This window comes from Roseivirga sp., from assembly GCF_034669765.1.
In the GTDB taxonomy this organism is placed as follows: domain Bacteria; phylum Bacteroidota; class Bacteroidia; order Cytophagales; family Cyclobacteriaceae; genus Roseivirga.
Genome location: NZ_JAXMOQ010000003.1, coordinates 129,210 through 153,653, shown reverse-complemented (window position 1 = coordinate 153,653; position 24,444 = coordinate 129,210). Strand labels below are relative to the sequence as shown.

20 protein-coding genes are annotated in these 24,444 nt (G+C 40.9%); 11 read left to right on the top strand and 9 right to left on the bottom strand.

What is annotated here, in order from left to right; genetic code table 11:
• Positions 1-20 precede the first annotated feature (20 nt).
• Complete coding sequence (locus VOI17_RS06725; protein ID WP_323756476.1) at positions 21-2,906, top strand: prolyl oligopeptidase family serine peptidase; 2,886 nt, start codon at positions 21-23, stop codon at positions 2,904-2,906.
• A gap of 80 nt (positions 2,907-2,986) precedes the next feature.
• Here VOI17_RS06725 and VOI17_RS06720 read toward each other — a convergent pair whose 3' ends face one another.
• The 3 genes from VOI17_RS06720 to VOI17_RS06710 all read right to left on the bottom strand — a co-directional run bounded on the left by VOI17_RS06720 (position 2,987) and on the right by VOI17_RS06710 (position 7,524).
• The gene (locus VOI17_RS06720; protein WP_323756475.1) at positions 2,987-3,691 is read right to left on the bottom strand and encodes a CPBP family intramembrane glutamic endopeptidase; all 705 of its coding nucleotides are present in this window, start codon (positions 3,689-3,691) and stop codon (positions 2,987-2,989) included.
• Positions 3,692-3,941: 250 nt separating this feature from the next.
• Entirely contained in the window at positions 3,942-4,925 is a 984-nt protein-coding gene (locus VOI17_RS06715; RefSeq protein WP_323756474.1) for a hypothetical protein, read from the bottom strand.
• Positions 4,926-5,211: 286 nt separating this feature from the next.
• Positions 5,212-7,524, bottom strand: coding sequence for a S9 family peptidase (locus VOI17_RS06710; protein WP_323756473.1), 2,313 nt, complete (start codon positions 7,522-7,524; stop codon positions 5,212-5,214).
• Between the two features lie 1,127 nt (positions 7,525-8,651).
• On the opposite strand from VOI17_RS06710, the gene VOI17_RS06705 reads away from it, so the two are divergent.
• Positions 8,652-9,311 carry a DUF4386 family protein gene (locus tag VOI17_RS06705; RefSeq protein WP_323756472.1) on the top strand — a complete coding sequence of 220 codons (660 nt, stop codon included), beginning with the start codon at positions 8,652-8,654 and terminating at the stop codon, positions 9,309-9,311.
• Positions 9,312-9,463: 152 nt separating this feature from the next.
• Here VOI17_RS06705 and VOI17_RS06700 read toward each other — a convergent pair whose 3' ends face one another.
• The 3 genes from VOI17_RS06700 to VOI17_RS06690 all read right to left on the bottom strand — a co-directional run bounded on the left by VOI17_RS06700 (position 9,464) and on the right by VOI17_RS06690 (position 12,094).
• A complete protein-coding gene (locus VOI17_RS06700; protein WP_323756471.1) occupies positions 9,464-10,033 on the bottom strand; it encodes a DUF2911 domain-containing protein in 570 nt (189 codons plus the stop codon).
• A gap of 65 nt (positions 10,034-10,098) precedes the next feature.
• Complete coding sequence (locus VOI17_RS06695) at positions 10,099-11,331, bottom strand: nucleoside recognition domain-containing protein (protein ID WP_323756470.1); 1,233 nt, start codon at positions 11,329-11,331, stop codon at positions 10,099-10,101.
• A gap of 70 nt (positions 11,332-11,401) precedes the next feature.
• Positions 11,402-12,094, bottom strand: coding sequence for a 16S rRNA (uracil(1498)-N(3))-methyltransferase (locus tag VOI17_RS06690; protein ID WP_323756469.1), 693 nt, complete (start codon positions 12,092-12,094; stop codon positions 11,402-11,404).
• A gap of 59 nt (positions 12,095-12,153) precedes the next feature.
• On the opposite strand from VOI17_RS06690, the gene VOI17_RS06685 reads away from it, so the two are divergent.
• From VOI17_RS06685 to VOI17_RS06675, 3 genes are all read left to right on the top strand, one after another.
• Positions 12,154-13,626 carry a hypothetical protein gene (locus VOI17_RS06685; protein ID WP_323756468.1) on the top strand — a complete coding sequence of 491 codons (1,473 nt, stop codon included), beginning with the start codon at positions 12,154-12,156 and terminating at the stop codon, positions 13,624-13,626.
• A gap of 125 nt (positions 13,627-13,751) precedes the next feature.
• Positions 13,752-13,973 carry a hypothetical protein gene (locus VOI17_RS06680; protein WP_323756467.1) on the top strand — a complete coding sequence of 74 codons (222 nt, stop codon included), beginning with the start codon at positions 13,752-13,754 and terminating at the stop codon, positions 13,971-13,973.
• Positions 13,970-14,272 carry a type II toxin-antitoxin system RelE/ParE family toxin gene (locus VOI17_RS06675; protein WP_323756466.1) on the top strand — a complete coding sequence of 101 codons (303 nt, stop codon included), beginning with the start codon at positions 13,970-13,972 and terminating at the stop codon, positions 14,270-14,272. The genes VOI17_RS06680 and VOI17_RS06675 overlap by 4 nt, the downstream gene beginning before the upstream one ends.
• Before the next feature lie 38 nt (positions 14,273-14,310).
• Here the strand turns inward: VOI17_RS06675 and VOI17_RS06670 are convergent, their stop codons facing one another.
• Positions 14,311-15,612: a sulfatase-like hydrolase/transferase gene (locus tag VOI17_RS06670; RefSeq protein WP_323756465.1), complete on the bottom strand. Its 1,302-nt coding sequence runs from the start codon at positions 15,610-15,612 to the stop codon at positions 14,311-14,313.
• Between the two features lie 205 nt (positions 15,613-15,817).
• Between VOI17_RS06670 and VOI17_RS06665 the strand changes: the two genes are divergently transcribed.
• A complete protein-coding gene (locus tag VOI17_RS06665) occupies positions 15,818-16,303 on the top strand; it encodes a hypothetical protein (RefSeq protein WP_323756464.1) in 486 nt (161 codons plus the stop codon).
• 192 nt (positions 16,304-16,495) lie between these two features.
• Entirely contained in the window at positions 16,496-16,870 is a 375-nt protein-coding gene (locus VOI17_RS06660; RefSeq protein WP_323756463.1) for a hypothetical protein, read from the top strand.
• A 135-nt stretch (positions 16,871-17,005) separates the two neighbouring features.
• On the opposite strand, the gene VOI17_RS06655 is transcribed toward VOI17_RS06660, so the two are convergent.
• Positions 17,006-17,896 (bottom strand): 3-hydroxybutyryl-CoA dehydrogenase, encoded by an 891-nt coding sequence (locus tag VOI17_RS06655; RefSeq protein WP_323756462.1) that lies wholly within the window; start codon positions 17,894-17,896, stop codon positions 17,006-17,008.
• Positions 17,897-18,000: 104 nt separating this feature from the next.
• On the opposite strand from VOI17_RS06655, the gene VOI17_RS06650 reads away from it, so the two are divergent.
• Both VOI17_RS06650 and VOI17_RS06645 read left to right on the top strand, forming a co-directional pair.
• The gene (locus VOI17_RS06650) at positions 18,001-18,672 is read left to right on the top strand and encodes a copper homeostasis protein CutC (protein ID WP_323756461.1); all 672 of its coding nucleotides are present in this window, start codon (positions 18,001-18,003) and stop codon (positions 18,670-18,672) included.
• 111 nt (positions 18,673-18,783) lie between these two features.
• Positions 18,784-19,341 carry a hypothetical protein gene (locus tag VOI17_RS06645; RefSeq protein WP_323756460.1) on the top strand — a complete coding sequence of 186 codons (558 nt, stop codon included), beginning with the start codon at positions 18,784-18,786 and terminating at the stop codon, positions 19,339-19,341.
• Between the two features lie 247 nt (positions 19,342-19,588).
• Here the strand turns inward: VOI17_RS06645 and VOI17_RS06640 are convergent, their stop codons facing one another.
• Complete coding sequence (locus tag VOI17_RS06640; protein ID WP_323756459.1) at positions 19,589-20,878, bottom strand: agmatine deiminase family protein; 1,290 nt, start codon at positions 20,876-20,878, stop codon at positions 19,589-19,591.
• Between the two features lie 487 nt (positions 20,879-21,365).
• On the opposite strand from VOI17_RS06640, the gene VOI17_RS06635 reads away from it, so the two are divergent.
• Entirely contained in the window at positions 21,366-21,695 is a 330-nt protein-coding gene (locus VOI17_RS06635; protein WP_053224537.1) for a PadR family transcriptional regulator, read from the top strand.
• On the top strand, positions 21,695-24,427 hold the full coding sequence (locus VOI17_RS06630; protein ID WP_323756458.1) for an ABC transporter permease: 2,733 nt from the start codon (positions 21,695-21,697) through the stop codon (positions 24,425-24,427). Before VOI17_RS06635 ends, VOI17_RS06630 begins: the two co-directional genes overlap by 1 nt.
• Positions 24,428-24,444: the final 17 nt, after the last annotated feature.

Here is a 24,444-nt window from a genome sequence, read left to right as displayed (position 1 = left end):
ACAATTAGAAAAGAAAACCTATGAAAACGAAAATCAGCTTATTTTCAATTTTCATGCTGTTTATGTTCTTTCAGGCAACCGCCCAAAAGAAACCACTAACACATGATGTTTATGATGACTGGAAAAGCCTGCAATCCACGACTATAAGCAATGATGGTAATTGGACCGCTTATAGAATTAGCCCTCAGGTAGGAGATGGAATCCTTGAGATTAAGAGCTTAACTAACAACAAGACCTTTACTATCGATAGAGTAGGTAGGTATTCTTTTACTAAGAACAGTGATTTTGTGGTAGCTACCGTTAGTCCTGAATATGAAAAAGAACATGCACTGAAACTTAAGAAAACAACCAGTGCAAAAATGCCTAAAGATTCTCTTTTCATTGTGAACCTTAAGAGCGGTGAGATTAAGAAAATTGCTAGGGTGAAAAACTATCAACTATCAAGCGAATCTACAGAATGGATTGCTTGGTCACACGAAACTCCTGAAGAGGGAAAAGCCAAGAAAGAGGAAGGCGAAAAATCTGAAGAAGCCAAGAAACCAAAATCAAAATCTAAAGGTACTGAGTTGGTGCTTTACAATATGGTTTCAGGTAATGAAAGCCGTTTTGAAGGCGTAGTGGAATATGAGTTGACCGAAAAAGGTAACTACTTGTATTTTGAAAAAGATGAGGCTGATTCACTGAATCCAGCAGCTGTATTTGCATTCAATACCAAATCAGCAAAGCAAACTACTTTGAATTCAGGTTTAAAGGATTACAAAAAACTAACCACTACTGAAGATGGTGAGCAGCTTGTATTTTTTGCTACCAACTCTGATAGCAAAGCTGATGATAAATATTTCAGTTTAATGCATTGGAAAGCGGGAAGTAATGAAGCTAAAATTATTGCTGATACTACCACTGCTGGTTTGCCAAATAACTGGATGGTGAGTGATAATAGCAATCCTCGTTTCTCAGAAAGCGGAAAGAGACTTTACTTCGGAACTGCTCCACGCCCAGTGAAGTACGCTTATGAAGAAGATTCTACAATGTTGGACTCTGAACGTCCTGCGGTAGATGTATGGTCTTATAATGACCCGTATATCCAACCAATGCAGAAATTAAGAGCCAACAGAGATAAGAATAAGACTTACGATGTAATGATGGATTTGAAGTCAATGAAAATGGTTCAGCTGGGTACTCCGTACCTCGAGAACATTTATATTGATGCTGAAAACGACCGTGACTTTGTATTGGCTACAGATGATCAATCGTATAGAGTTCAGTCTACTTGGGATACACAACAGCCTCGCGACTATTATAAAGTTGATGTGAATACAGGCAAAGCCAAGTTGTTGATGCAGGCAGGCAGAGGCTTTATGTCATTGTCACCAGAGGGTAACTTCCTTACTTGGTACGATCCAGAAGTAGAAGATTGGTTTGTAATGGATGTTGCTACGGAAACCACAAGAAACCTAACTGAAGGTATAGATGTGAGTTTTGCCAATGAATTGCACGATTCCCCTTCTATGGCGGGTTCTTACGGAAGTGCTGGATGGAGCGAAAAAGATGCAGCTTTCTTTGTTAACGATCGTTTCGATATCTGGAAAATTGATCCAAAAGGAAAAGTAGCGCCAGAAAATGTAACCAATGGTTTTGGTCGTAAGAGCAATATCAGCTTTAGATATCAGTCGCTAAATAGAGATGAAGAATTCATTTCGATGAAAGCTCCAGTATTGCTTTCAGCAACACACGAGTGGACAATGCAAGATGGTTTTTATACTGCCAACCTTTCAAAAGCAGCTAACCCAACCAAAGTGGTAATGGAAGATGTGAGCTTCGGTAGATTGATCAAAGCTGAGGATTCTGATCGTGTTATCTTTACTAAATCTACTTATGAAGATTTTGGTGAGTTGTACGTTGCCAATAGCTACAAAATGGACGGCTTGAAAAAGCTTACCAATGTTGGTGCGCAAGAAGATCCATACAATTGGGGTACAGCCGAGCTTATCCAATTCAATTCATTAGAAGATGGAGAAGAAATGCAGGCGATTCTTTACAAGCCTGAAAACTTCGATCCGAATAAGAAATACCCAATGATTGTTTATTTCTATGAAAGAAGAACTAACAGTTTACATAGCCACCCAAGTCCAGCGCCAAGCGCAAGTACCATCAATATTCCATATTATGTGAGTAATGATTACTTAGTGCTAGTGCCGGACATTAAGTACCAATTAGGATACCCTGGGCCAAGTGCTTATAACCACGTTGTTCCAGCTGCAAATGCGGTTGTGAATATGGGCTTTGTTGACAAAAGCAAAATGGCAATTCAAGGCCAGAGTTGGGGAGGCTACCAAGTGGCTTACTTGGTAACGAAAACTAATATGTTTGCCGCAGGTGGTGCAGGAGCTCCAGTGGTAAACATGACTTCAGCTTACGGTGGTGTGAGATGGGGGAGCGGAATGAGCCGTATGTTCCAATATGAGAAAACTCAAAGCCGTTTGGGAGGAACCTTATGGGAAACTCCATCACGTTATATCGACAACTCACCATTGTTTAGAATGGATGAAGTGAATACGCCATTGTTTATTATGCACAATGATGAAGATGGGTCTGTGCCATGGTACCAAGGTATTGAGTACTATATGTCACTTAGACGTTTAGGTAAACCATCTTGGTTGGTGGTTTACAATGGTGAAGATCATAACCTTGTTCAGCGTAAAAACAGAAAGGATCTTTCTATCAGAATGGGGCAGTTCTTCGATCATTACCTTAAAGGAGCACCAATGCCAGAGTGGATGGCCAACGGATTGCCAGCAACACTTAAAGGAAGAACTTTAGGGTATGAACTGGTAGACGAAACCAAAAGCACTGTAGAAGGTGAGGGTGCAAGCCTATTGAAAGAGAAAACGAAAGGAAATAATTAGTTAAGTAATTAACTGATCAGGTTTTAAACTGGTGAGGCATTTGCTTCACCAGTTTTTTTATGCCCTTGGAATATGGATTGTTATACCCTATCCATCATAGACATTGTATTGAGTATACAATGTGCTATGATTAATGGCCATAAATTCCGGCCAAATTTCACATAGGCTATTCCCATAACTAAGCCAATAAGCCCTGCGGTGATTGACCGTGCTGAAAAATCGTTTGAGTGTCTAAACCCGAAAATTGCAGCTTGTAATAGGACAGCAATGATCGTAGCGAAAGCTGTTGAAGAAAAAAGACGTTCAATCCAGTTCATTAAGAAGCCTCTATCGAGTACTTCTTCCAAAGCAGACTCCAATAGCACCATTGGCATGATGGAGAAGAATAGCCACCAATTTCCTTCTAGGTTTCCAAATTTGGAAGCGGCAGTTTCAGGCGATGTATCTGGGACAATTGTAAATGGTAATGCGTCTTTGATAATTTCGAAAGCCATTATGGATATCACAACAGCGATAAGTATTAGAACAGAAATACCTAATGTTTTCCGTAAGCTTTTGGGTTTCCGTAACCCCAATTCTTTCCAAGTAACGTTTCTGACTCGCATTCTCCAAGTTGCAACCACCAAGGTTGTAAACGACCAAAAAAGACCATTGACCATAAAACCGAACTGAGGAAAATATACTTCCCTAATCAAGAACATGACCGAGATGTAAATAATCAAGTCGAAAAGAAAGCTTTTATGATTCGTTGATTTTGAATCGGTATTGGGTAATTGCAGATTCATTTAGGTTGTTTTTTTTGGAAAGGGGTTTACCATGAGACAACCAAACTTTTGGAATGGTTACAGTTTTATTTCGTGTAGCTAAGAAATACAAAGGCCTAAAAAAGCGCACTTATGTCCGATCTTCTTGCCTTCACTAATCTTCCGAAAAGCCAATTAGGCACCAATAGGGGTTGAGAAGGATAAATCTCCTAGTTTATTACTATCACATTCAATACCGATGGTAGAGAAATAGAGCCACCTGTGACAGGGCTTATTTTAATATTTGTTCCATTTCGTCTAAGAAAGACTGGTCTGGCACACTGGTTTGTAATATTAATAGTCTGAAATGATCGGCTAAAACCTCTTCTGGATGAATAGTATAATTTGTATTGTTTCCGATTAGAGCTTTTAGATTGGATGCCTCAGAAAAGTCTTTAAGAACTGGTGATCCATTGATTAAAACAGGAGTTTTATTATTAGCATCTCCTTCAACGATCATCAATTTTTGACTTAAATAGCTGAAAAAGGAGCCTCCAGTATAAGGGTTTTCAGAATAGATAATGAACATAACATCCTTTTGCTCTCCACCGATTTCAACTGTCAAAAAGTGTTCATATACAGGAGCATCTGGATTTGTGATTTCTCCATCTTTTATTGCTGTGGGTAGTGTGATTAAACTACACTTTTCAAAATTAATAGTACTGTATAATTCATCTCGCTTCGTAGGGTTTGCTCTTGAATAAATATGGAATAATTCGTGTAAGAATAATGACTCAGTAGGTGGGGACTTTAGGACAATGTAATTTGACCTAGTGTAGCCATTGGCATCCCCTTCTTCTTCCATCGAGCTTTTTACCAATTTTATCTCAGCTGGCAATTCAAGATTTAACCCCAATGCCTCAATTTTTGCTTTGGCAGAAGCTATGATGACTTTTATTGCATCAATCTCTAATGCGGTCCATGATTTAGCTTGTAACGAGGCATACTGAAGGTATTGAGATTCACTATTAGAGTTAATGTTTTGTGTTTTAGCTTTAATGTCAAATGTACTTAGCTTTTGTGAGTACACATCTGAAGTGGCCATTAAAGCGGCAGACTCTTGTTGCGTAGGGAGAATGATTTTAGAATTACTTAGAAACGAGACTTCGGTGCTAGTCTCTACAACTGGGGTATAATCATCATCTGCTGTTTCATCCTTATCACACGAGCTTACGAATATTGCTATAATTAGAATAAAAATAATATTCGATCTCATGTTCTTGTATTTAATTGACTTAAATTATTTTATACCAGTAATATACCTAAAAAATATGAAATGATCTATTTAGGATATTGGACGTAACCCCATGTTGCCTTGGGTAGAGTGGGAATTGTAGTTTTGAGGTTTGGTGGTGAAGAGCACCTACAAGGGCGCAGTTTGTGGGGATTGCTGAATGGACACCAACAAAGACAAAAAGTAAGTCTACACTTTACTTTTCTAAAACAAAAAAAGACCTGCAATCTCTTACAGGTCTTTTCAATTTGGTTGGTGTTATTTCTAATTAATTACCGTCAGGTAAATCCATATCTACATTGTTTCTGTAGTCGCCTAGCAAATGCTCAGCAAAGAAATACCACATCAATTGCTCGTAGTAATCTCTCTTACTGCCATAGCCATGTCTAGAACCTGGAATTGGCATATAATCGAAACGTTTACCCGCTTTCATCAACTCGTCTGCTACACGCATACTATTACTTGGATGTACGTTGTTATCGATTGTACCATGTGTAAGTAATAGATGTCCTTTTAAGTTGCTGGCCAAAGACTGGTTGGTTTTTACTTTTCCATCCCAAGTGACAGTGGTAGTTTCGTTACCGTCTTTGTCCTTTTTCGTTTTCTCTTTTTTGATCACACCATTGTGCGTTTCGCCCCACCATTTGTTATAAATGTTGTTGTCATGGTTACCCGCTGAAGAAGCCGCAGCGGTGTAGAAGTTAGGATAGGTAAGCAAGGCCGCGGTAGACATAAATCCACCACCTGAGTGACCGAAGATACCAACGTTGTCAAGGTCGATCCACTCGTGTCTTTCAGACAGTTGCTCTAAAGCACGCTTGTCATCAGCCAAAGCATAATCCCTTAAGTTCTGCCATCCGTAAGTGTGGTAGTATTTAGAACGCATAGGCGAACCTCCTCTGTGGCCCATACTCACTACAATAAAGCCCAATTGCGCCATGGCCGTTTGGTAACCGCCAGTAATGGTGAAATCATTGGTGAACGACTCTACTTGTGGTCCAGGATATACATAAGAAATGATTGGGTAGGTTCTTGTAGAATCAAAATCGAATGGCTTAAACATTACACCGTAAAGGTCGGTAATGCCATCATCGGCTTTCATGGTGAAACGCTCTGGTTTTTCCCAACCCGCTTGCTCTAATAAGCTCAAATCGGCAGTTTCTAACTGCATGATTACGTTTCCGTTATTGTCTTTTAATGAGGCCGTTGGCGTAACATCTACCGCAGAGTTATTGTCTACATAGTACTTATTCGACTTCGACATGCTTATTCTGTGGTTTCCGTTTTCAGTAGAAATGGCTTTGAAGCCAGAACCATCAAAATTGGCTTTGTACATTAAAGCATAGTAAGGGTCAATGCCATCTTCTTTTCCGAAAGCTTCGAAATAAACTTTTCTACCTACGGTGTCCACACTCTGCACTTGGCCAGTTACGAAATGACCGCTGTTGGTGATTTTGTTTTTCAAAGCACCTGTTTGGCCATCATAAAGGTAAAGCTGCCCGAAGCCAGTTCTTTCCGACCACCAGATCAACTCTTTTCCTTCTTCCATGATCAATAATTGCTGATAATCCCAGTTGAAATAAGGATGGTCAACATCTTGGAAAAGCACTTTCAAGTCACCATTGGCGGTATTGATTACACTTACGTCTAGTGTATCACTAGTTCGGTTCATTCTGGTCAAGAAAAGCTTGTCAGAAGTTTCACCCGGTAAGTAAGCACTGATGGTTTGGTCAGTGAATTTTTCGACATCAACTTCAATATGTGTTCTTGTTTTCGGGTCGAAGATTTCAAGATGTTCCTGGGGGACATTTTGATCGCCCGGCATGGCATATTTATATACTTCCAATTTTGGTCGCGGAAGCGTTAACTCGTTAATTACAAAAAGTTCTTCTACTTTTCTCGAATCAGAACGGTTAACAAAGAATTTCGCCTCGTCTTTAAACCATCTTACTCTTGCTCTAGACCTTTTGTCGGTGGTGGTGTCACCCGCATCACCTGCATAGCTAAACCATCTTTCACCATCTTCTGTCAATTGAATTTCAGTTGAATCCGCATCGTCTGCCATCATCATATATAGGTTATGATTTTTAGCAAATGTGATGTAGGTACTGTCTGGAGAATAAGAAGCCCAGTTGTTTCTCTTAGGTCTTTTCTCAGTAGAATCACCTTTGGTAATAAGCTTTGAATTCAGGTTGAAATGGTAGTCGATGCTGTCCACCATAAACTTAAGTGTGGTATTGTCATCTTCCAGTTTCAAGCCTTTTAAATCAAGGTCATTGTGGTTCCAAGGCTTGCGGGTAAGTTCGCTCAATTGCGCTGCAAAGTCCTTGTTATCGAACATTTGATTTTTGGTTTTCTTTACCGGGTCTACTACGTAGAATTTCTTTCCAGAAGTAGTGGTGTAAGTGTACCAAAATTTGTCGCTGTCTTTAAACCACTGCGGAGATACGCGCGTGCTTTTCAGCATTTTGCTCAGATTACTTGAGCTAAATTTCTGAGCTGCCTTAAAGTCAGCTTTGTGCTGCTGTGCCGAAAGCTGTATAACAGCAAAGGTCAGCAGGAGTGTAAAAATCTTTTTCATGCATGTAAGGTTGTTTGTACCAATAATAAGCCCAAAGTATCTGAAATACAACGGCTTTATTTTACGCTAACTATTGAAGGGATAAGCGGAAGAGTTGGCTCAAAATTATAGATAGAAGTTTACTTTAGGTTCATTGTGATTTTGGAGCTTCTCACCTCCCTGACCCTCCTCTGCGCCTTCGCTGAGTCCTTTGCCACAGGTTACAGCCACCAGTGAAAGCTTCGGGCGCAAGAGAAAGGAGGGAATACCGTGGAGCTTAATAGGGATTTTAGGCGCTTAAAATTGGCACTGAATTGTCCCCCGCTGGCGGGGGTAGGGGGTGGTTTGGCATAGTTAATGAGTTCTGCATTCTAGTATAGTCACCTCCCTGCCCTCCTTAAGAAGGAAATGCTGTAGTGGTTAAGAAGGATCTTAAATGCTTAAAATTAGCACCACACTATTCCCCTCTTGGGAGGGCTTAGGGGTGGGTTGGTATGGTCAATTGATTGTGCATTCTTATTTAATCACCTCCCTTACCCTTCTCTGCGCCTTCGCTGAGTCCTTTGCCATAGGCTACAGCCACCAGTGAAAGCTTCGGGCGCAAGAGAAAGGAGGGATTGCTCTTGAGGTTACTTATGGGGTTGGAGGTTATTTGCATCAATTTTAATGCAAATGCTCAAAATTGATGCTGAACTATTCCCCTCTAAAAAGAGGGGCTAGGGGAGTGTTGTCATGAAGCAATCTCTAGCACAGCAATTTAGCGGTGAGATTGCTTCACGTTTACTCTTTCACTTCGATATACATTAGCAGGTTCGCAACGCTTGCGCTGAGCCCTACGCCAGAGGCTACGGCCAGCGGTGAAAGCTACAACGAAGGAACAATGACGCTGAACGCAGACTCTCTTGGCTGTTAAATGCTAAGTGCCCAATGCATATTACTGTTTTATCAGTTAATTTCACTAAAATAGCACTTGTTAAAAGGTGCGTATAGCACAGCTATTTCCGTAGCTAACTTGACTTTTTACTAACTATTGGAAATACATCGAGCATTAAAGTGCGCGTTATAGAACGTTGGCAAACATTAGCTCTTAAATTGTAACATCTTGTCAATTGATTCGTCTGCATCCTATAACAAAATGTAAAGATAAAATGATGAATAATTTACAAAAAACAGGAGGCATAGCAGCAATTCTAGAAGCTGTTATTTATATAACTGCTTTCATTGTTTATGGTGCAGTATTAGTATATCCTCCTATAGATGCAGATTCAGTACAGGAGCTTAGATTTCTGACTGATAATCAACTCATCTTATCAGTGATGAACCTGATTATATATGTATTGTTCGGTATTTTGCTTGCCGTATTGGTTCTCGCTATCCATCAACGTTTGAAAGAATTTTCTCCAGTCCTTTCTCAGATTGCCTCTGTATTTGGTTTGATTTGGGTTGGACTTGTCATAGCTAGTGGAATGATAGGAAACATAGGTCTAAACTCTGTCGTTGAACTTGGAGCCAAAGAACCAGAACAAGCAATGTTAATCTGGTCTAGTGTTAGTATAGTCACTGAAGGTTTAGGAGGTGGAAACGAAATTGTGGGAGGAATTTGGGTACTACTTTTAAGTTTAGCGTCTATAAAGGAGAAAAGTTTCCCAAAATCATTCATTTTTTTAGGTGTTGTAGTTGGTCTGGCAGGTATTTTAACTATTTATCCATTAGATGTATTCACTGAAATTTTTGGAATAAGTCAAATAATATGGTTCATGTTGATGGGAATTTTTATGCTGCGTAATGCACCAAAATCAGTTGATTAGAATTATTATCTACTATCGAATTTTAGATAAAATGCCTTGTATACGTTTGCCAACAAAAAAATAAACGCCATTAAAACAGGCGTTTATTCAAAACGTTAAACCACAAAAAAAAAGCACCTCTCGGTGCCTTTCAATTTTCAGTTAAGTTCTTATTACCACTTAATAGGCATTTCAGCAATGGTGTTTTCCCAGCCTACCATTAAGTGAGTGCCACCAGCAACTTCTTTAAACACCATAGAAAGGTATTCGATAGACTCGTCAGACTTGCTCACTGGGCCATCAACTGTAGCAATTTCTTTGCTGTCTTTTAAAGTGTAATTTCCCCAAGTGTTTAATTTACTGTGCAGTACAAATGTCCATTTGTCGGTGTTGGGAATTGCAAATAGCGTATAGGTGCCTGCTTTTACTTTTGTCGTGCCAACTGTAACATCTTGGTAAAAAGTGATTTCATTGGCTTCATTAGCGCCTAGTCTCCACAATTCGCCAAAAGGAGCTGGTTTTTCTCCTAGCATCACTCTGCCTTTTAGCTGAGGGCGCCCATAGTAAATTTTGATTTTAAGTTCTTTCACTGGTCTACCCATTACTTCATCCAGTGGCTGTTGATCTGGGAAGTAAGCAGCATCCATAGGGCTTGCGTCTGGGTCTGGGAATTTCTGTGCTTGCGCGTTAAAAGTGACCAGCAATGCCGCTAGGGCAAAAAGCGTAATGATTGATTTTCTCATGTTTGTGGTTTTGTTTGTTTTGTTTTGCTTTCAACTCCTATTTAGCACAATAGGTTTTGAACTGCTCAATAGAAAAATAGATAAGCGATAAATATGGCGGCAATTACTCCCACAAAGTCGGCTATAAGACCAGCGGTAACGGCATACCGAGAGTTTTTAATATTCACAGAACCGAAATACACGGCCAGTACATAGAATGTGGTTTCGGTTGAGCCTTGGAAGACGCTGGAGAGACGACCTACAAATGAGTCGGCTCCATAAGTCCGCATTGATTCTACCATCATACCTCGGGCGCCACCGCCACTTAGTGGTTTCATCAGGGCAGTAGGGAGGGCATCAACAAAATCAGTGTTCATACCTGTAAGGGCAAACACTTCGCGAAGCCCATTTACAATAATGTCTAAAGTACCCGATTGACGAAACACGCCAATGGCCACTAAAATGGCGACTAAATAAGGAATGATCTTGATGGCTACATTGAAACCATCTTTCGCTCCTTCAATAAATGCCTCATAAACGTTGATCTTATTTTTGAGCGCAAGCCCAATAAAGGAGGCAATCACAGTAAAGAGAATAAGACTACTGGCCACCGAAGAAATGACTTGAACCTCTTCTTGAGGAATGCTTTGAAAATAGTAAATCGCTAAAACGATAAGGGCAGTGAGCGAGCCTAAATAGAGCAGAATGGTTTTATTCAGAAGATTAATTTTCTGATAAATAGATACCGTAATCAGCCCAGCCAAAGTGGAAAAGAAGGTGGCCAATAAAATGGGAATGAAAATATCTGCTGGGTTGGCTGCGCCTTCTGTAGCCCTATAAGCCATAATAGAAACAGGAATTAGCGTTAAGCCCGAAGTGTTCAATACCAAGAACATAATCTGAGCATTGGAGGCAGTGTCTTTGTTGGTGTTGAGTTCTTGCAAACCACTCATGGCCTTTAATCCTAGGGGAGTGGCGGCATTGTCGAGGCCTAAAAAGTTCATCGAAAAGTTCATGACCATAGGGCCAAATACTGGATGGTCTTTTGGAATGTCTGGGAAGATCTTGGTGAACAGTGGACTGATAAATCGGGCAATAATGGCTACAACTCCACCTTTTTCACCCACGCGCATAATACCCATCCACAAGGTTAAAACTCCGGTTAGGGCCAATGAAAGCTCAAAGCCTGTTTTCGCCATGTCGAAAGTACTTTGGATCATGGCCGGAAAAACTTCGGTATCACCAAAGAAGATGAGTTTGATGAGCGCCACCACAAAGGCGATTAGGAAAAAGGCAACCCAGATGTAATTTAAAGCCATGGGTGAATTTAGAATTTAGATTGACGATTTACAATTTTGTTGGTCGGGATGCTATTTTGAATAAGGTATTTCAAACCAAATTCATCAAATGCACCGCTGCCAAACCAGCCGTTTCGGTACGCAAACGATTGGCACCCAAGCTTACTTTTACAAACCCTGCGGCCAAGGCCATTTCCACTTCGCGTTCGCTAAAATCTCCTTCAGGGCCAATCATCACTAAGTTTGATGCCGAACTGACCAGTTTGTCTTTCAGTAAAGCTTCGTTTTCAAAATCTACATAAGCCATAAATTTATGATCCGATTGAACTTCTTTGATGAAGTTTTTGATGGAAGTCAGTTCATTGAGTTGCGGCATAAAAGCCTGCCCCGATTGCTTCATGGCACCAATGGCCTTTTTTACAATTCTATCCAGCTTCAATACTTTCCTTTCAGAATGATCACCTAAGAGGAAGGAGATTCGGTCTACACCCAACTCTACCGCTTTTTCCACAAACCACTCGGTGCGGTCTAGGTTTTTGGTAGGGGCGATGGCCAAGTGCCTGAAAGTGGAATGTGGCTTGACCTCTTCTTTGCTTGTAATTTCGAAAGCGCACTTTTTGTGATGTGCTTCGGTAATGTTAGCGGTATAAAAGCTGCCTTTACCATCGGTAAGTTGAATGCTATCGCCTGATTTTAAGCGCATAACTTTAATGGCATGTCTCGACTCTTCGTCATCTAAATGCAAAGTGCCTGCGGGAATATCGGGTTGATAGAATAAGTGCATAACGGGTTTGGTCACTAAAATAGGAATAGATGGCTTGATTTCAATTATATTCGTTGCTAATGAACGCAGAGAGAATTTTTTCACCCCAACAATACCGCTGGATTCAGTTGGCCATCAACCTGCTTTTTATAGCGGTTTGGTTTTTCGCCAACGAAGGTCTTTCGTTTTGGGATGACTACACCTACCTCAATTTTGCCAATGAAATTAATCAAGGCACTTTTGAAGTAACCACCAATCATTTCACAAGTAGGTTGGCCCTGATTTACCCCACCGCTTGGTTTATTGACCTGTTTGGGATTAACGAATACAGCATGGTGGTTTTTCCTATGCTATGTGGTTTGGGCCTAATCAACCTCTTTTTCTTTTTGGGGAATAGGGTAAATTACTGGATCGGACTTTTGGGCGGAATGCTCATACTCTGTGATTACCACATGATCAATTTCGCTATTCACCTTTTTCCGGAACTGCCATTAACGTTCTGCATTTTTATATTTCTGGTGGGCTATTATTTGGTGCTGAAAAATGAAGCGGATTATCGGCTGACTGGATTTATTACGGCCACCGCATTGCTGGGCGCATTTCTGATCAAAACCACGGTGTTTCTGTTGTTACCGCTGCTGGCTTATCTCTTTATTACCGACAGAATTAATAGAAGGAACAAAGGCTTTTGGCGCATCTTTATCAGTTTGGGCATTTTCTATTTTCTGCTCCATGGTTTTTGGTATTTGGAAACCAAAGGCAGCTTTATGTATCGTTTCGAAAATATTGCGAACAATCATGTGGCCACCGTTAAAACTTTCTTCGATAAGGAATCTCTGCTTTGGAAACGCCTGACTTATTTACCGCTGATTACCTTCACCAAGGGTGGTTATTTTATTCCGCTGTTGTTGGCTTTGCCTGCTATGATTGGCTTAAAACGAAAGGATTTCAACCTAAAACAAGCCGATAAATTTTGGCCGATTGCCAGTCTGATTTTAATGCTGAGCTATTGGTTCTTTTCAACCAACTGGAGGTATTATAGTCCATTGCCGCTGGAAACACGACATATCGCTTTTTTTATTCCTGCTTTTATTATGACGGCCGTTACTTTCTGGCCTCAGCATCAATGGTTTGAATTATTGAAAAACAAAGTGGTACTGATTGCAGCTGTGCTTGGCTTTTTAATGATTCCGGCTTACACCATTTACAAATCGGGCAATCGAGGTTTTAAAGAAGAACAAAGCATTGTACAGCAATATTTGGTGGAAGATAAAGCAGTCCAAACCATCATTACCGATGGGCTTAATTCTTATGGATATCCTTACTTTTACAGTTTCAACGAAGTAGAGGATAAGTATCTCTGGTTCTCTGAAATGGATTTCTCTCAAATTGAAATGGGTGATTATGTGCTGCTCAATGAAGCCTACTTCAATGAAGAGTATAACGATACCGCCAACTTTGCCGCCTTTAAAAAGGCAGTGGCTGAAAAGCAATGGCGCCTCGAATTGATTGAGGAAAAGGGAAGGGTGAAGTTTTATAGAATTAGCCACTAATTTCTAATACTTCGTTCTTTGATGCGGTTTTTGGATCGGCTTAGAGCCTGAGTAAATAAAATATCAATCATTTCCCTACTGAGTATGGGCTATACTTTTATTGCTATAATTCGTTACTTTGTACTATGGATATCAAAACAGAGAAACTTCATTTAATAGAGCGACTGATACAATTGCAGGACGCTACTATTGTTTCTCGTGTAAATGCTTTTTTGCAAAATGCACTGGAGGAGAGGGCCGAATTATTGGAAAACTCTATTGATAAAGGGGTTGAACAATCCAAGTCTAATGAAGTCCATGACCACGAGAATGTAATGTCCGAAATGCGGGCTAAGTATGGCTCATGAGTTTCGTTGTTAAATGGACAACTGAAGCTAAGTTCACTTTGAACCAAAAATTAGACTATTTGAGTAAGGAATGGGATGTATTGACCATCAATAACTTCCTTGATCGAATTGATGAAGTAGTAAATTCAATTCGGCAAAATCCTAAGTTGTATCCTGTCTATAGAAAGTCTGATCAGGTTTATAAGTGCGTTATAAATAAGCACATGACTTTGTTTTATAGAGTGTCAAAGTCAGCCAATAGAATTGATTTAATCACTTTTTGGAATACTCACCAAGACCCAAAATCACTTAAGGTCTGATTTAATTGTAGAAAGAGGGAGGGTGAAATTTTGTAAAATTAGCCTCTAATCTCTAGTGCTTTATTTTTCAATTCAGTTTTTGCACTGGCTTCTGTCGTGCTCAGCGTTCCGTTTAATAGGTTTTCGGTTTCATAAGGATCGTTCTCTAGGTCATAGAATTCTTCATTTCCATTAGTGAAAACGATCAATTTGAATTTGCTATTTCTAATTGTATAGCCGGCTGAGTTAGTCTCAATAGCTTCAGTGTAAATCACATCCCTTCCTTCTTGATTGGCTTGAGAGAGCATAGCAACGAAACTTTGACTGTCATTGATTGTCGTGTTTTCAATGCCCGTTAGGTTAGCGATGGTAGCAAACAAATCGGTGGAGTTCACCAATGCTGTTTCTGTTGCTCCAGCCCCCCTGGTTACACCTTTTCCCGACACAACCATGGGGACATTTACACCGCCTTGGTATAATGTCCCTTTGGCTTTTTGGCGTCCATAAGGTGCTTGAGCAACACGGTTCGGAGTTCCGTTGTCGCCAATGAAAATTACAATGGTATTGCTTCTTTCTTCTTCTGGTATTGAAGCCAGCAAACGTCCGATCTCAGTATCCATGGCCTCTAAGGCCGCCATATAATAGGGAGTTGGGTTAGCGTCAATTGACCCACTGTCCGAGGCTAAGTCTCCCTGATGATGTAAATCAGAAGGCGGTAAATGGAAGGGGGTATGCGGAGCATTGTAGGCCATCCACAAAAACCAAGGCTGGCTTTGCGCCCCTAGCCAATCAATGGCCAAATCAGTGAGTTTGGTGGTAGTGTATTCTGTATTGGTCGAAGTACTACCGTTTTCAGTTAATGGCCAACTGGTATAGGATTGAACCGTCCCGCTTAGAATTCCCGCATAGTAGCCTACGCCCATGTCCGTAGGGTTTGACGCGCTATTCGACAAATGCCACTTGCCTATGACGGCATGGTTATAATCGGTTGACGCATTGTTATCAATGTACTTTTGCAGAGAGGTTTCGTTCGTTGTTATTTCATCACCGACCCCTAAAATCCCGGTATTCACTCCATATTTTCCGGTTAAGATTGTGGCTCGGGTAGGAGTGCAAACTGGCGCTGACCAAAAATTCATAAACGAAACACCTGAGTTCATTAATGCTTCTAGGTTGGGCATGTAAGGTTTTACACTTCCTTCAGAAAAACCAGGTGTAGCATCTAAACCCATATCATCGGCTATAATGAGCAAAATATTGGGGGAAGTACTAATCTCATCTACCTCTGGTGCAGGCTCCGATTTGCAAGCGATAAGGCTTAAGCTAACAATTAGAATGTTGAATGCTTTTGCTATTGTCATGATTGTTAAGATTAAAGCTAATGAATAAGGTTTAATTAGTGGGTATGTTCCGAGTTAGCTTTTTTTAGATCGTCATCCTGATCCAGAAGTTTCGGGATCAGGATTCGTTTACTACTCACAATCAAATCTAGCGCTATCTTCTTATGCACAAGAAGTGCGTATTTTGTAATATTGTAGAAGGTTAGGCAAACTAAGTAGCCTTAAAATGAAATTATTCAAACCTGTATTCATAATTATTGTTTTTAACGCTTTTAGCTGTACCAACAATAGAACTGGTGCGTGCCCTGAGCAGTATGGATTAGACTATAATGAAAACCGAATTGAACTAGGTTTGCCTATTATTGAACCAGAATGGGTAATTCATGACTGTGATACCAATTTCGTTTACTGGAGCAATCGCCAAAACCGAGTGCTTTCAGAAAAGCCTAGTCATTTATGGAAGAGGATTTATTTCAGTAATAATACTTTATTGAAAGAGGAAGATGTTTTTCACTTTGAGTCAATAACTGATAAAGCTTACAGACTTATTTCCAGTTGGTATCCAGGTATGATAGATTCGACCAATTTTAGATTGATAACATATTTTAAGGATAAGTTTCCACCTACAGTCGGTAAGGAGATTACTCTTTTCGAAGCTGATAGTTTGTTAATAGAATGGGGGCTTAGACCACTGTTTTTTGGCTTGGAATAATACCTCTATGCGAGTACCTATTTTAAGAAGTGCCTTTAGTACGGTAAACGAGGATGAAATAGAACAGAAAGACCAGCTTTAGAAACAAGGCTGGTTTTTTATATATTAAGCGTTGAGAATGGGGATAAGACCAGTCCAAACTAGTGAGAAGTAAATGCTAGAAATTTAGATAATAATTAGACTGTAAAAGGAATGGAATTAAATAATGAACCAAAGGTAGATACTCGCTTCCCCAAAGTTTTGTTAGGAGCACTTGCTGTTTTCGTCATTGTTTACCTAGTCTACAAGACTGTAATAGTTAGTACATCAAAAGTGAAATATACTATTGCCGATGTCACTAGTATTGAATCAACTAGTCAATCGAGAGGGGTTGGCTTTATTTATAGAGTAAAAGATGATTCTATTCGAGATAGATGTTTCTCTAGGCTATGCGGTAGAGCTACCGTTGGGCAACGGTTATTAATTCTTTATTACGAGGACGATCCTAAAATTTTTGAAGTAATAGAAATTGTTCAGAAAGACATTAAGCCTCCACCTCAAGGTTGGGATGAGAAGCCAGACTTTTGATATATCCCCACTGGTGCTTCCCTCTGGCGAGTGCCTATTTTGTAATGCACCTGCCTAACGGAAAGCAGTACTAATGAAACAAAAAAGAGTGCCTTTTTAGACACTCTCAATTTCTAATGCTGGAAAGTGATTTCCTTATTTCTTAAACTGCTTTGAAACAATCAGCTCTTTGGTGCCGTGGTTCCAAGAATAGAAACCTTCGCCAGATTTCACGCCTAAATAACCAGCGGTGACCATGTTCACCAACAGTGGACAAGGAGCGTATTTCGGGTTACCAAAGCCTTCGTAAAGCACATTCATAATAGAAAGGCAAACGTCTAGCCCAATAAAGTCGGCCAGTTGCAATGGCCCCATCGGATGCGCCATGCCTAGTTTCATTACGGTGTCAATTTCTTCAACACCCGCCACGCCTTCAAACAAAGAAATAATGGCTTCATTGATCATCGGCATCAAAATACGGTTGGCCACAAAGCCAGGGTAATCATTTACTTCCACAGGCACTTTGCCCAATTTCTTTGAAGTTTCCATTACCAAAGCCGTTACTTCAGCCGAAGTAGCATAGCCATTGATCACCTCTACCAATTTCATGACCGGAACAGGATTCATAAAGTGCATTCCAATCACCTTGTCAGGTCTGTTGGTGGCCGCACCAATTTTAGTAATTGGAATAGAGGAGGTGTTGGAAGCCAAAATACATTCAGGCTTGGTGAAGGCGTCTAAATCACGGAAGATTTTAAGTTTGATGTCTACGTTTTCGGTAGCCGCTTCAATCACCAAGTCGGCATTGGCTACGCCAGTTTTAAGGTCGGTGTGGGTAGTAATATTTGCTAAAGTCGAATTTTTAGTGGCTTCGTCAATTCTTTCTTTGGCCACCATTCGATCCAAATTCTTTTCAATGGTCTTTACGGCTTTCGCTAAAGCGTCAGCAGAAATGTCTACCAAATTTACAGCAAAGCCGCTTTGAGCATAAACATGAGCGATTCCGTTGCCCATTGTACCTGAACCAATAACTGATATATTTTTCATAACCTATGTTTGATTTTTCTATCCTAAGCACAAATATAAAAGGGTGTTTAAGAAAATTGTTTCATCAGCGGGTTTATTGCCAAAGCTATTTCCATATTTGCCCTATGCTACTTGAAATTTGTGCCAATTCCATAGAATCTGCCCTGAACGCCCAAAACGGTGGAGCCGATAGAATCGAACTCTGTTCGCACTTAGAAGCCGATGGACTTACCCCCAGTCACGGTTTGATTAAACTGACCAGAGAACTGCTCCAAATTCCTGTATTTGTATTGATCCGTCCGCGTGCGGGTAATTTTGTGTACTCCAAAATGGAAATGGAGCTCATGAAAGAAGACATTCGCCATTGTGCCGAAATGCGCTGCGATGGTGTGGTGATTGGTTGCCTTAATGAGGACAGAACCATTAATGATTATCAGACGGCAGAACTGCTGGAATGTGCCAGTTTTCTAGACGTTACTTTCCACAAGGCTTTCGACCTTGTGCCCAATCCATTCGAGGCACTGGAAACATTGAAGGAAATCGGGATTCAACGCATATTGACTTCGGGCACCGCCCCAAATGCTTTAGACGGGCTTGATATGATAGGCGAGTTGATTGAAGAAGCCGAAGGCGAAATGATTATTATGCCAGGTGGAGGTGTGAGACCAAACAATTTGGAACGCTTATTTGAGACGGGCGCTACGGAATATCACAGTGCAGCCATTCCGAAAAACGAAAGCACTACCAGCATAGAAATGGTGAGAGAATTGAAGCGAATTTTACAAATGGCTAAATAGCGATAGCAAGGTCCGTAGCAGTTCAATCATTTGCTTAGTGGAATTAACAAGAAGACATGCCTTAAATTCAAATAATACCCATATCATTGTTTAATATATAAGCTATAGCGTATGAAAAAGTTGTTGATTTTAATGTTGTTTCCTATCCAGATCATGGCACAAGAACTCCCAGGTTCGGTAACGTTTTGGAATACATTACAAACGCATTGCGGAAAGTCTTATGAAGGAGAAATTACTGCCGGAGGAGTAGAGGGAGATGGTTTTATGGGAGAGAAACTTGTGATGCATGTGCGTTCTTGCGAAGACAATACAATCAGAATTCCATTTTTTGTGGGCGAAGATAAGTCTCGTACTTGGGTTTTTACGATGACAGAAGATAAGCTCATTCGTTTAAAACACGACCATAGACATGAGGACGGTACCGAAGATGAAGTTACACAATATGGTGGTCTAAGCTCCAATACAGGATTGGACAATATTCAGTTTTTCCCTGCAGATCAAGAAACTTCAGACCTAATTCCTTACGCTTCTAACAATGTTTGGTGGGTGACAGTAGATGACAAAAGCTTTACCTACAACTTAAAAAGAATTGGAAGTGACCGCGTGTTCTCAGTAAAATTTGACCTAACCAAAACGGTGACTACACCAAGTGCCCCTTGGGGATTTTAAAGGTTTGTGTTTTTTAACCGCAAAGAACGCTAAGTGACGCAGAGGCCATCACTTCCCGTCATTCTGATGAGCCCGGAGTGTAACGAAGGGTGAAGTAAGAATCCGTCTGTGTAATACGGTTGAGGATAAGGACAGACACTCCGAAGTTTCGGAGCTTTCATTCCATCTCTCGTTGCCTCGGACTGAAATTTCAGAATGACGGTTGGAATGTGGAATGTTCGCCTTTTGCTCTTGTGAGGCCTTAATCCTAATCATTCATAAACGCAGGCTGATTCATACTAATACAATGAATTCCACCACCGCCTAAATTGACAGCAAAGGCATCAATCATCACTACTTTTCGATTGGGAAAAACAGACTGCAACACCTGAGCGGCCTTTTCATCTTTTAACTTCAACTCCTCAGGCATTCCTGCTCTCCAGCAAGTTTGACCAACAATCACCTTGTCGGTAATAATGAAGTTGAGGTAACTGAGTGCCGCCATTACTTTTACGGTTTCTCCATCAGGAAATGTGCTTCCATCGGTGTAATCAAGTGTTTTGATGTATTCATACACATAATCTCCTGGGCTCATTGTGGTGAAAATGGTACCAGGAAGCGGCAGCCGTACAATCGTAAATGGGTTACCGTCTTGGTCAGTGGCAGAGGACAGTATTTGGTAATTCTCCTCAATGCGTTGATGGTTTTCAAAAGCGATAGGATCATCAAATTCAGCACTGTCTATTTCTGCCAAAAGAATGGTGGAGTCATTTACAAAACGGGCGAATTCATCGATATGACCATTGGTGGTCACTACGGTATAAGCCTTTGTGCCATCTGAGGTGGTAACAGGCCCAAGGAATGTGTGATTGTCTTCCACCAAACCTTGATTGAGCCAGATGATTTTTTTAACACCCAAAAGTCTTTTGTATTCAGTTTCCATTTCCAGCTTGGTCATGCCTGGGTTTCTACCTTCTTCCACTGAGGCTGTGGTAATCAATGTCCCTTTTCCATTCACTTCTCTATTTCCTCCTTCGCTAATCATTGCGCTGGAAATAACAGGTAAATTAAAGTGCTCAGCGACTCTTACATCATACATTTCTTCGGTTTTCGTATCAAGGTCTAAGGTGTCTGAATAGCCCCAGGAGTTAAAGTTAAAGTCAGCAATGGCCATGGTGTTTTGGTTCGTTTCTACAAAGATTGGCCCCATGTCTCTTGCCCAAATCTCAAAAGAAGGGATTTCTAGCAAGGTGATATTTTTCAGCGTTCCAAAGTGGTTTTTTAATACTTCGCTGGCATGGTTTAGCAGTGCTTTGTCCTTACAAGTCACCACAATGTTTACGTCTTCGATAAGGGCTTCAATAATTGAGAGTGTGACTTTTTCAACGGATTCCCCTTCTTTATGATCGGTAGCTGGCCAAATCAACCAAATGGCTTCCTGACTTTCAAACTCTGCCGGTTGATTGACAACAAACATCCCATCCTCATCCTCTTGCTTTGGCGAGGCACATGAAATCATCAATAAGACAATGAGGAGGCTGGTAAAAAGTGATTTCATAGGATTTGGGTTGGGGGAGTGCAATGCTAAGCGCTGGCAAGTTTATGACGCTCATATTCCACGTAATTTATTAAAAAGTCCTTATAGTAAATACACAAATAATGTTGGTCTTGAGGAAGTTGTTCTAAACTATAAATTGCATAACCTTCTTGTTGCGTGAGCCATTGCCCAGAACAGTCACCTTGTAAAGGTCTTTTTCAGAAATACAAAAAAGGAGTTGTCTCGTGAGTCGTGAAATTCCGAAGCTTCGGAACCTACGGAATGACTTATGAAACAACATTAAATACTAGGATTCAGGGAGGGTAGATTTAAAGGTTGCCAAAACAAGTTTAGAGTTAAATTACTAAGTGTCATTTAACTACTAAGCCTTTGCGCAACTCCGCGCCCTTTACGGATAGAGTTTAAGAGTAATCTCATTCCATTTAATTAGCTCATTTGTATTTCAATCTATTACTTATAACTTTGTATAACATATAATGTATATCTAATGAAAAATAAAGGGCTAGGTGAGTTTGAAGAGTTGGTGCTTTTGGCGGTCTGTATTTTAAAAGGGGAGGCCTATGGCATTAATGTAAAACAGGAAGTAGAAAAGCACAGCGGTCGCTCCATACTTTTGGGTGCGGTGCACATTACCCTCTACCGTTTGCAAGACAAAGGTTTGCTCAAATCTGAAATGGGCGGTAACACCGAAAAACGAGGTGACAGACGCAAACGCCTTTTCGAAGTCACTCCTTCGGGTATGCGCCAATTAGAAGCCGCCCAAGATGTTCGCCAAAAAATGTGGCAGTTGATTCCACAACTTAATGCAGGTCACTAATGCCTAAGAAGAAATTCAATACGCCTAAACTCGCTAATTGGTTGGCAGCTAAGTGCATCAATAAAATGTACTTGGAAGAGTTTTTAGGGGACTTACAAGAAATTTACGAAGACAGAATGCTGGTCAAAGGCAAGCGGTATGCGCGGTTCATGTATTGGATCGATGCCCTCCATTTGCTTATAGGATTCTCTTCTTTTTCACTTTTCAAAACTCAAAGTAATAACACCATGATGATCAAAAACATGTTTAAAATTGCCTGGCGTAATGCCATCAGGCAAAAGCAATTCACCGTGCTCAATCTGCTCGGTTTAATGATCGGAATTAGTATTTCGCTCACAATCGGTCTTTTCATTCACCATGAAACTACCTACGACACATTTCTACCCGAGATAGATCGGGTTTATCGGGTTAACCAACCCAATATATGGACTGATTGGACGGCTCAAATGTCGAACACTGGGCCCAATGTGGCGGTGGCGTTGCGAGAAGAAGTGCCGGAATTCGAGGAAGTCACTCGAATCATGTCCTTGGGTTCACAAATCACCAATTATAAAGCCGAGGCTAAAAAGGACAAGTCCTTTGAAGAAAGTGCCTTCTACGCTGTAGAAAACAACTTCTTTGAAGTTTTTTCTTTTGAGTTTTCAGAAGGGAACCCAAAAACCGCCATTGAAGGCCCCAATAGTATGGTGATGACCCGAACCGCTGCCGAGCGCTATTTTGGTTATGAAAGCGCCATGGGAAAAACGCTTGAAGTAAAGCAATGGGATGGCACTTGGCAAAGCTTTGTGGTGACGGGTGTTTTGGTTGATGTGCCAAGTAAATCTCATTTACAGTTTGATGTTTTGGTGTCGCTGAACAGCTACCAGGCCCAAATGGACCGTGATGGCTGGAAATGGATTTGGACAGCGTTTACTACTTATGCGAAGGTAAATAAAGGCACTAATATGGCTGCCTTGAACGATAAGATTCAGGCCATTCCCCCTAAATATGCGCCTGCCACCACAGAGCAAATTTTCAATCAGAGCTTTGAAGAATTTACCGCTGGTAATCCTTGGAAATTGACCTTACAGCCTGTGAAAGAGATTTATTTGTCGGAAGACCCTCCCTACAATGCCTTTGGCCCTGTTGGCAATCCGCAACTGGTGAAAGTGTTTATGGCCATTGGGATTTTGGTATTGGTACTTTCCTGCATCAACTTTATGAACCTTTCTACAGCCCGTTCTTCCAATCGTGCCAAGGAAGTCGGCATCCGGAAAGTATTGGGTTCCGAAAGAGGTACTTTGATCAAGCAATTCATCTTTGAGTCTACCTTGTTTGTGGCAGTAAGCACAGTGGCGGCACTCTTTATTGTCAATTCATCTTTGGGCTGGTTCAATGCCATTTCGGGGAAAGAGTTATTACTCACGCCTTATTTAAGCCAACCCGCTTTTATTGCGGTGCTACTGGTTTTCGTTTTACTTTTGGGTTTTATTGCAGGCAGTTATCCAGCTTTCTACCTGTCTTCCTTCAAACCGATTCAGGTATTAAAAGGCAAAATGAGCGCAGGTTTTAGGGGGAAAGGCATTAGGAATGGCTTGGTGGTTTTTCAATTCACCATTTCCATGACGCTGATTATTTGTACTTTCTTCGTCCAGAAACAGCTGAACTATACTTCGAATCTAGATTTGGGATTTGCTAAAGAAAATGTTTTGCAAATCGGCAATATTGAGCAAATGGGCTTCGATACCGAACGCCTAAAGACTGAGTTGGCCACTATGCCAGCCTTTACCAAAGTCGGAAAATCCTTTGGTGTGCCGCCTTATGTTGATTCGGGTGATCGGTATAAATCTACGGAGCCAGAAGCGCCTGTGGTGGCTTTAAGCAACTTACGTGTAGAAGCGGATTACCTGGACGTGTTGGGCTTAGAGTTTTTGGCAGGCCGTAATTTTGATCAAGCATTAACTACCGATCAATACAAAGTGATTCTGAATGAAGAAGCCGTGAAAGTATTGGGCTGGGGAGGAGATGATCCGAGTAGTGCCGTAGGTCAGTTTGTGGCTTTGGCATCGGGCAGCGAGGATAAATTCGAAGTCATTGGCGTGGTGAAGGATTTCAATTTCGCTAGTGTACGTCAAGAAATTGCACCCCTAATTTTCATCAACCTCGATAACAACAAGGTGTGGGATTATGGTGCTGGGCTATCTTTCTATTCCATGCGTTTGAATCCCCAAGTTGTTGCCAGTTCTGAAGATTTACAGACTGTACTCGATCGAGTTGAAGCGAGCATTAAGGCAGTGGATGCTACCATTCCTTTCGAATACAGTTTTCTGGATGAAGACTTTGAGAATACCTTTCAAGAAGAAAGCCGAATGAGTTTGGTACTCAATATTTTCACCATCATGGCTTTGCTTATTGCCTGTTTGGGCCTATTCGGTTTAGCCGCTTTCTCTGCCGAACAAAGGCTGAAGGAGCTGGGCATTCGAAAGGTTTTGGGTGCGAGAATCTCTGAACTGGTGGTGCTGTTCTCTTCTGAGTTTACCAAACTGTTTTTGATCGCCATGCTGTTAGCATCACCGATTGCCTATTTCTTAGTAGATCAGTGGCTAAGTGATTTCGCTAACCGTACTCCGATTCATATTTGGGTGTTTGCTGTATCTATGCTAGGCACCTTGGCCATTGCCATTGCAACCATTAGTTATCAATCGCTTAGGGCTGCCCATAAAAACCCAGTGGATACCCTTAGGAGTGAGTAACCTTGGTTTTAAACTCA

Coding starts and splice junctions, on each gene's coding strand:
- VOI17_RS06725 (WP_323756476.1), top strand. CDS start 21: ATGAAAACGAAAATCAGCTTATTTTCAATTTTCATGCTGTTTATGTTC.
- VOI17_RS06720 (WP_323756475.1), bottom strand. CDS start 3,691: ATGAATCTGCAATTACCCAATACCGATTCAAAATCAACGAATCATAAA.
- VOI17_RS06715 (WP_323756474.1), bottom strand. CDS start 4,925: ATGAGATCGAATATTATTTTTATTCTAATTATAGCAATATTCGTAAGC.
- VOI17_RS06710 (WP_323756473.1), bottom strand. CDS start 7,524: ATGAAAAAGATTTTTACACTCCTGCTGACCTTTGCTGTTATACAGCTT.
- VOI17_RS06705 (WP_323756472.1), top strand. CDS start 8,652: ATGATGAATAATTTACAAAAAACAGGAGGCATAGCAGCAATTCTAGAA.
- VOI17_RS06700 (WP_323756471.1), bottom strand. CDS start 10,033: ATGAGAAAATCAATCATTACGCTTTTTGCCCTAGCGGCATTGCTGGTC.
- VOI17_RS06695 (WP_323756470.1), bottom strand. CDS start 11,331: ATGGCTTTAAATTACATCTGGGTTGCCTTTTTCCTAATCGCCTTTGTG.
- VOI17_RS06690 (WP_323756469.1), bottom strand. CDS start 12,094: ATGCACTTATTCTATCAACCCGATATTCCCGCAGGCACTTTGCATTTA.
- VOI17_RS06685 (WP_323756468.1), top strand. CDS start 12,154: ATGAACGCAGAGAGAATTTTTTCACCCCAACAATACCGCTGGATTCAG.
- VOI17_RS06680 (WP_323756467.1), top strand. CDS start 13,752: ATGGATATCAAAACAGAGAAACTTCATTTAATAGAGCGACTGATACAA.
- VOI17_RS06675 (WP_323756466.1), top strand. CDS start 13,970: ATGAGTTTCGTTGTTAAATGGACAACTGAAGCTAAGTTCACTTTGAAC.
- VOI17_RS06670 (WP_323756465.1), bottom strand. CDS start 15,612: ATGACAATAGCAAAAGCATTCAACATTCTAATTGTTAGCTTAAGCCTT.
- VOI17_RS06665 (WP_323756464.1), top strand. CDS start 15,818: ATGAAATTATTCAAACCTGTATTCATAATTATTGTTTTTAACGCTTTT.
- VOI17_RS06660 (WP_323756463.1), top strand. CDS start 16,496: ATGGAATTAAATAATGAACCAAAGGTAGATACTCGCTTCCCCAAAGTT.
- VOI17_RS06655 (WP_323756462.1), bottom strand. CDS start 17,896: ATGAAAAATATATCAGTTATTGGTTCAGGTACAATGGGCAACGGAATC.
- VOI17_RS06650 (WP_323756461.1), top strand. CDS start 18,001: ATGCTACTTGAAATTTGTGCCAATTCCATAGAATCTGCCCTGAACGCC.
- VOI17_RS06645 (WP_323756460.1), top strand. CDS start 18,784: ATGAAAAAGTTGTTGATTTTAATGTTGTTTCCTATCCAGATCATGGCA.
- VOI17_RS06640 (WP_323756459.1), bottom strand. CDS start 20,878: ATGAAATCACTTTTTACCAGCCTCCTCATTGTCTTATTGATGATTTCA.
- VOI17_RS06635 (WP_053224537.1), top strand. CDS start 21,366: ATGAAAAATAAAGGGCTAGGTGAGTTTGAAGAGTTGGTGCTTTTGGCG.
- VOI17_RS06630 (WP_323756458.1), top strand. CDS start 21,695: ATGCCTAAGAAGAAATTCAATACGCCTAAACTCGCTAATTGGTTGGCA.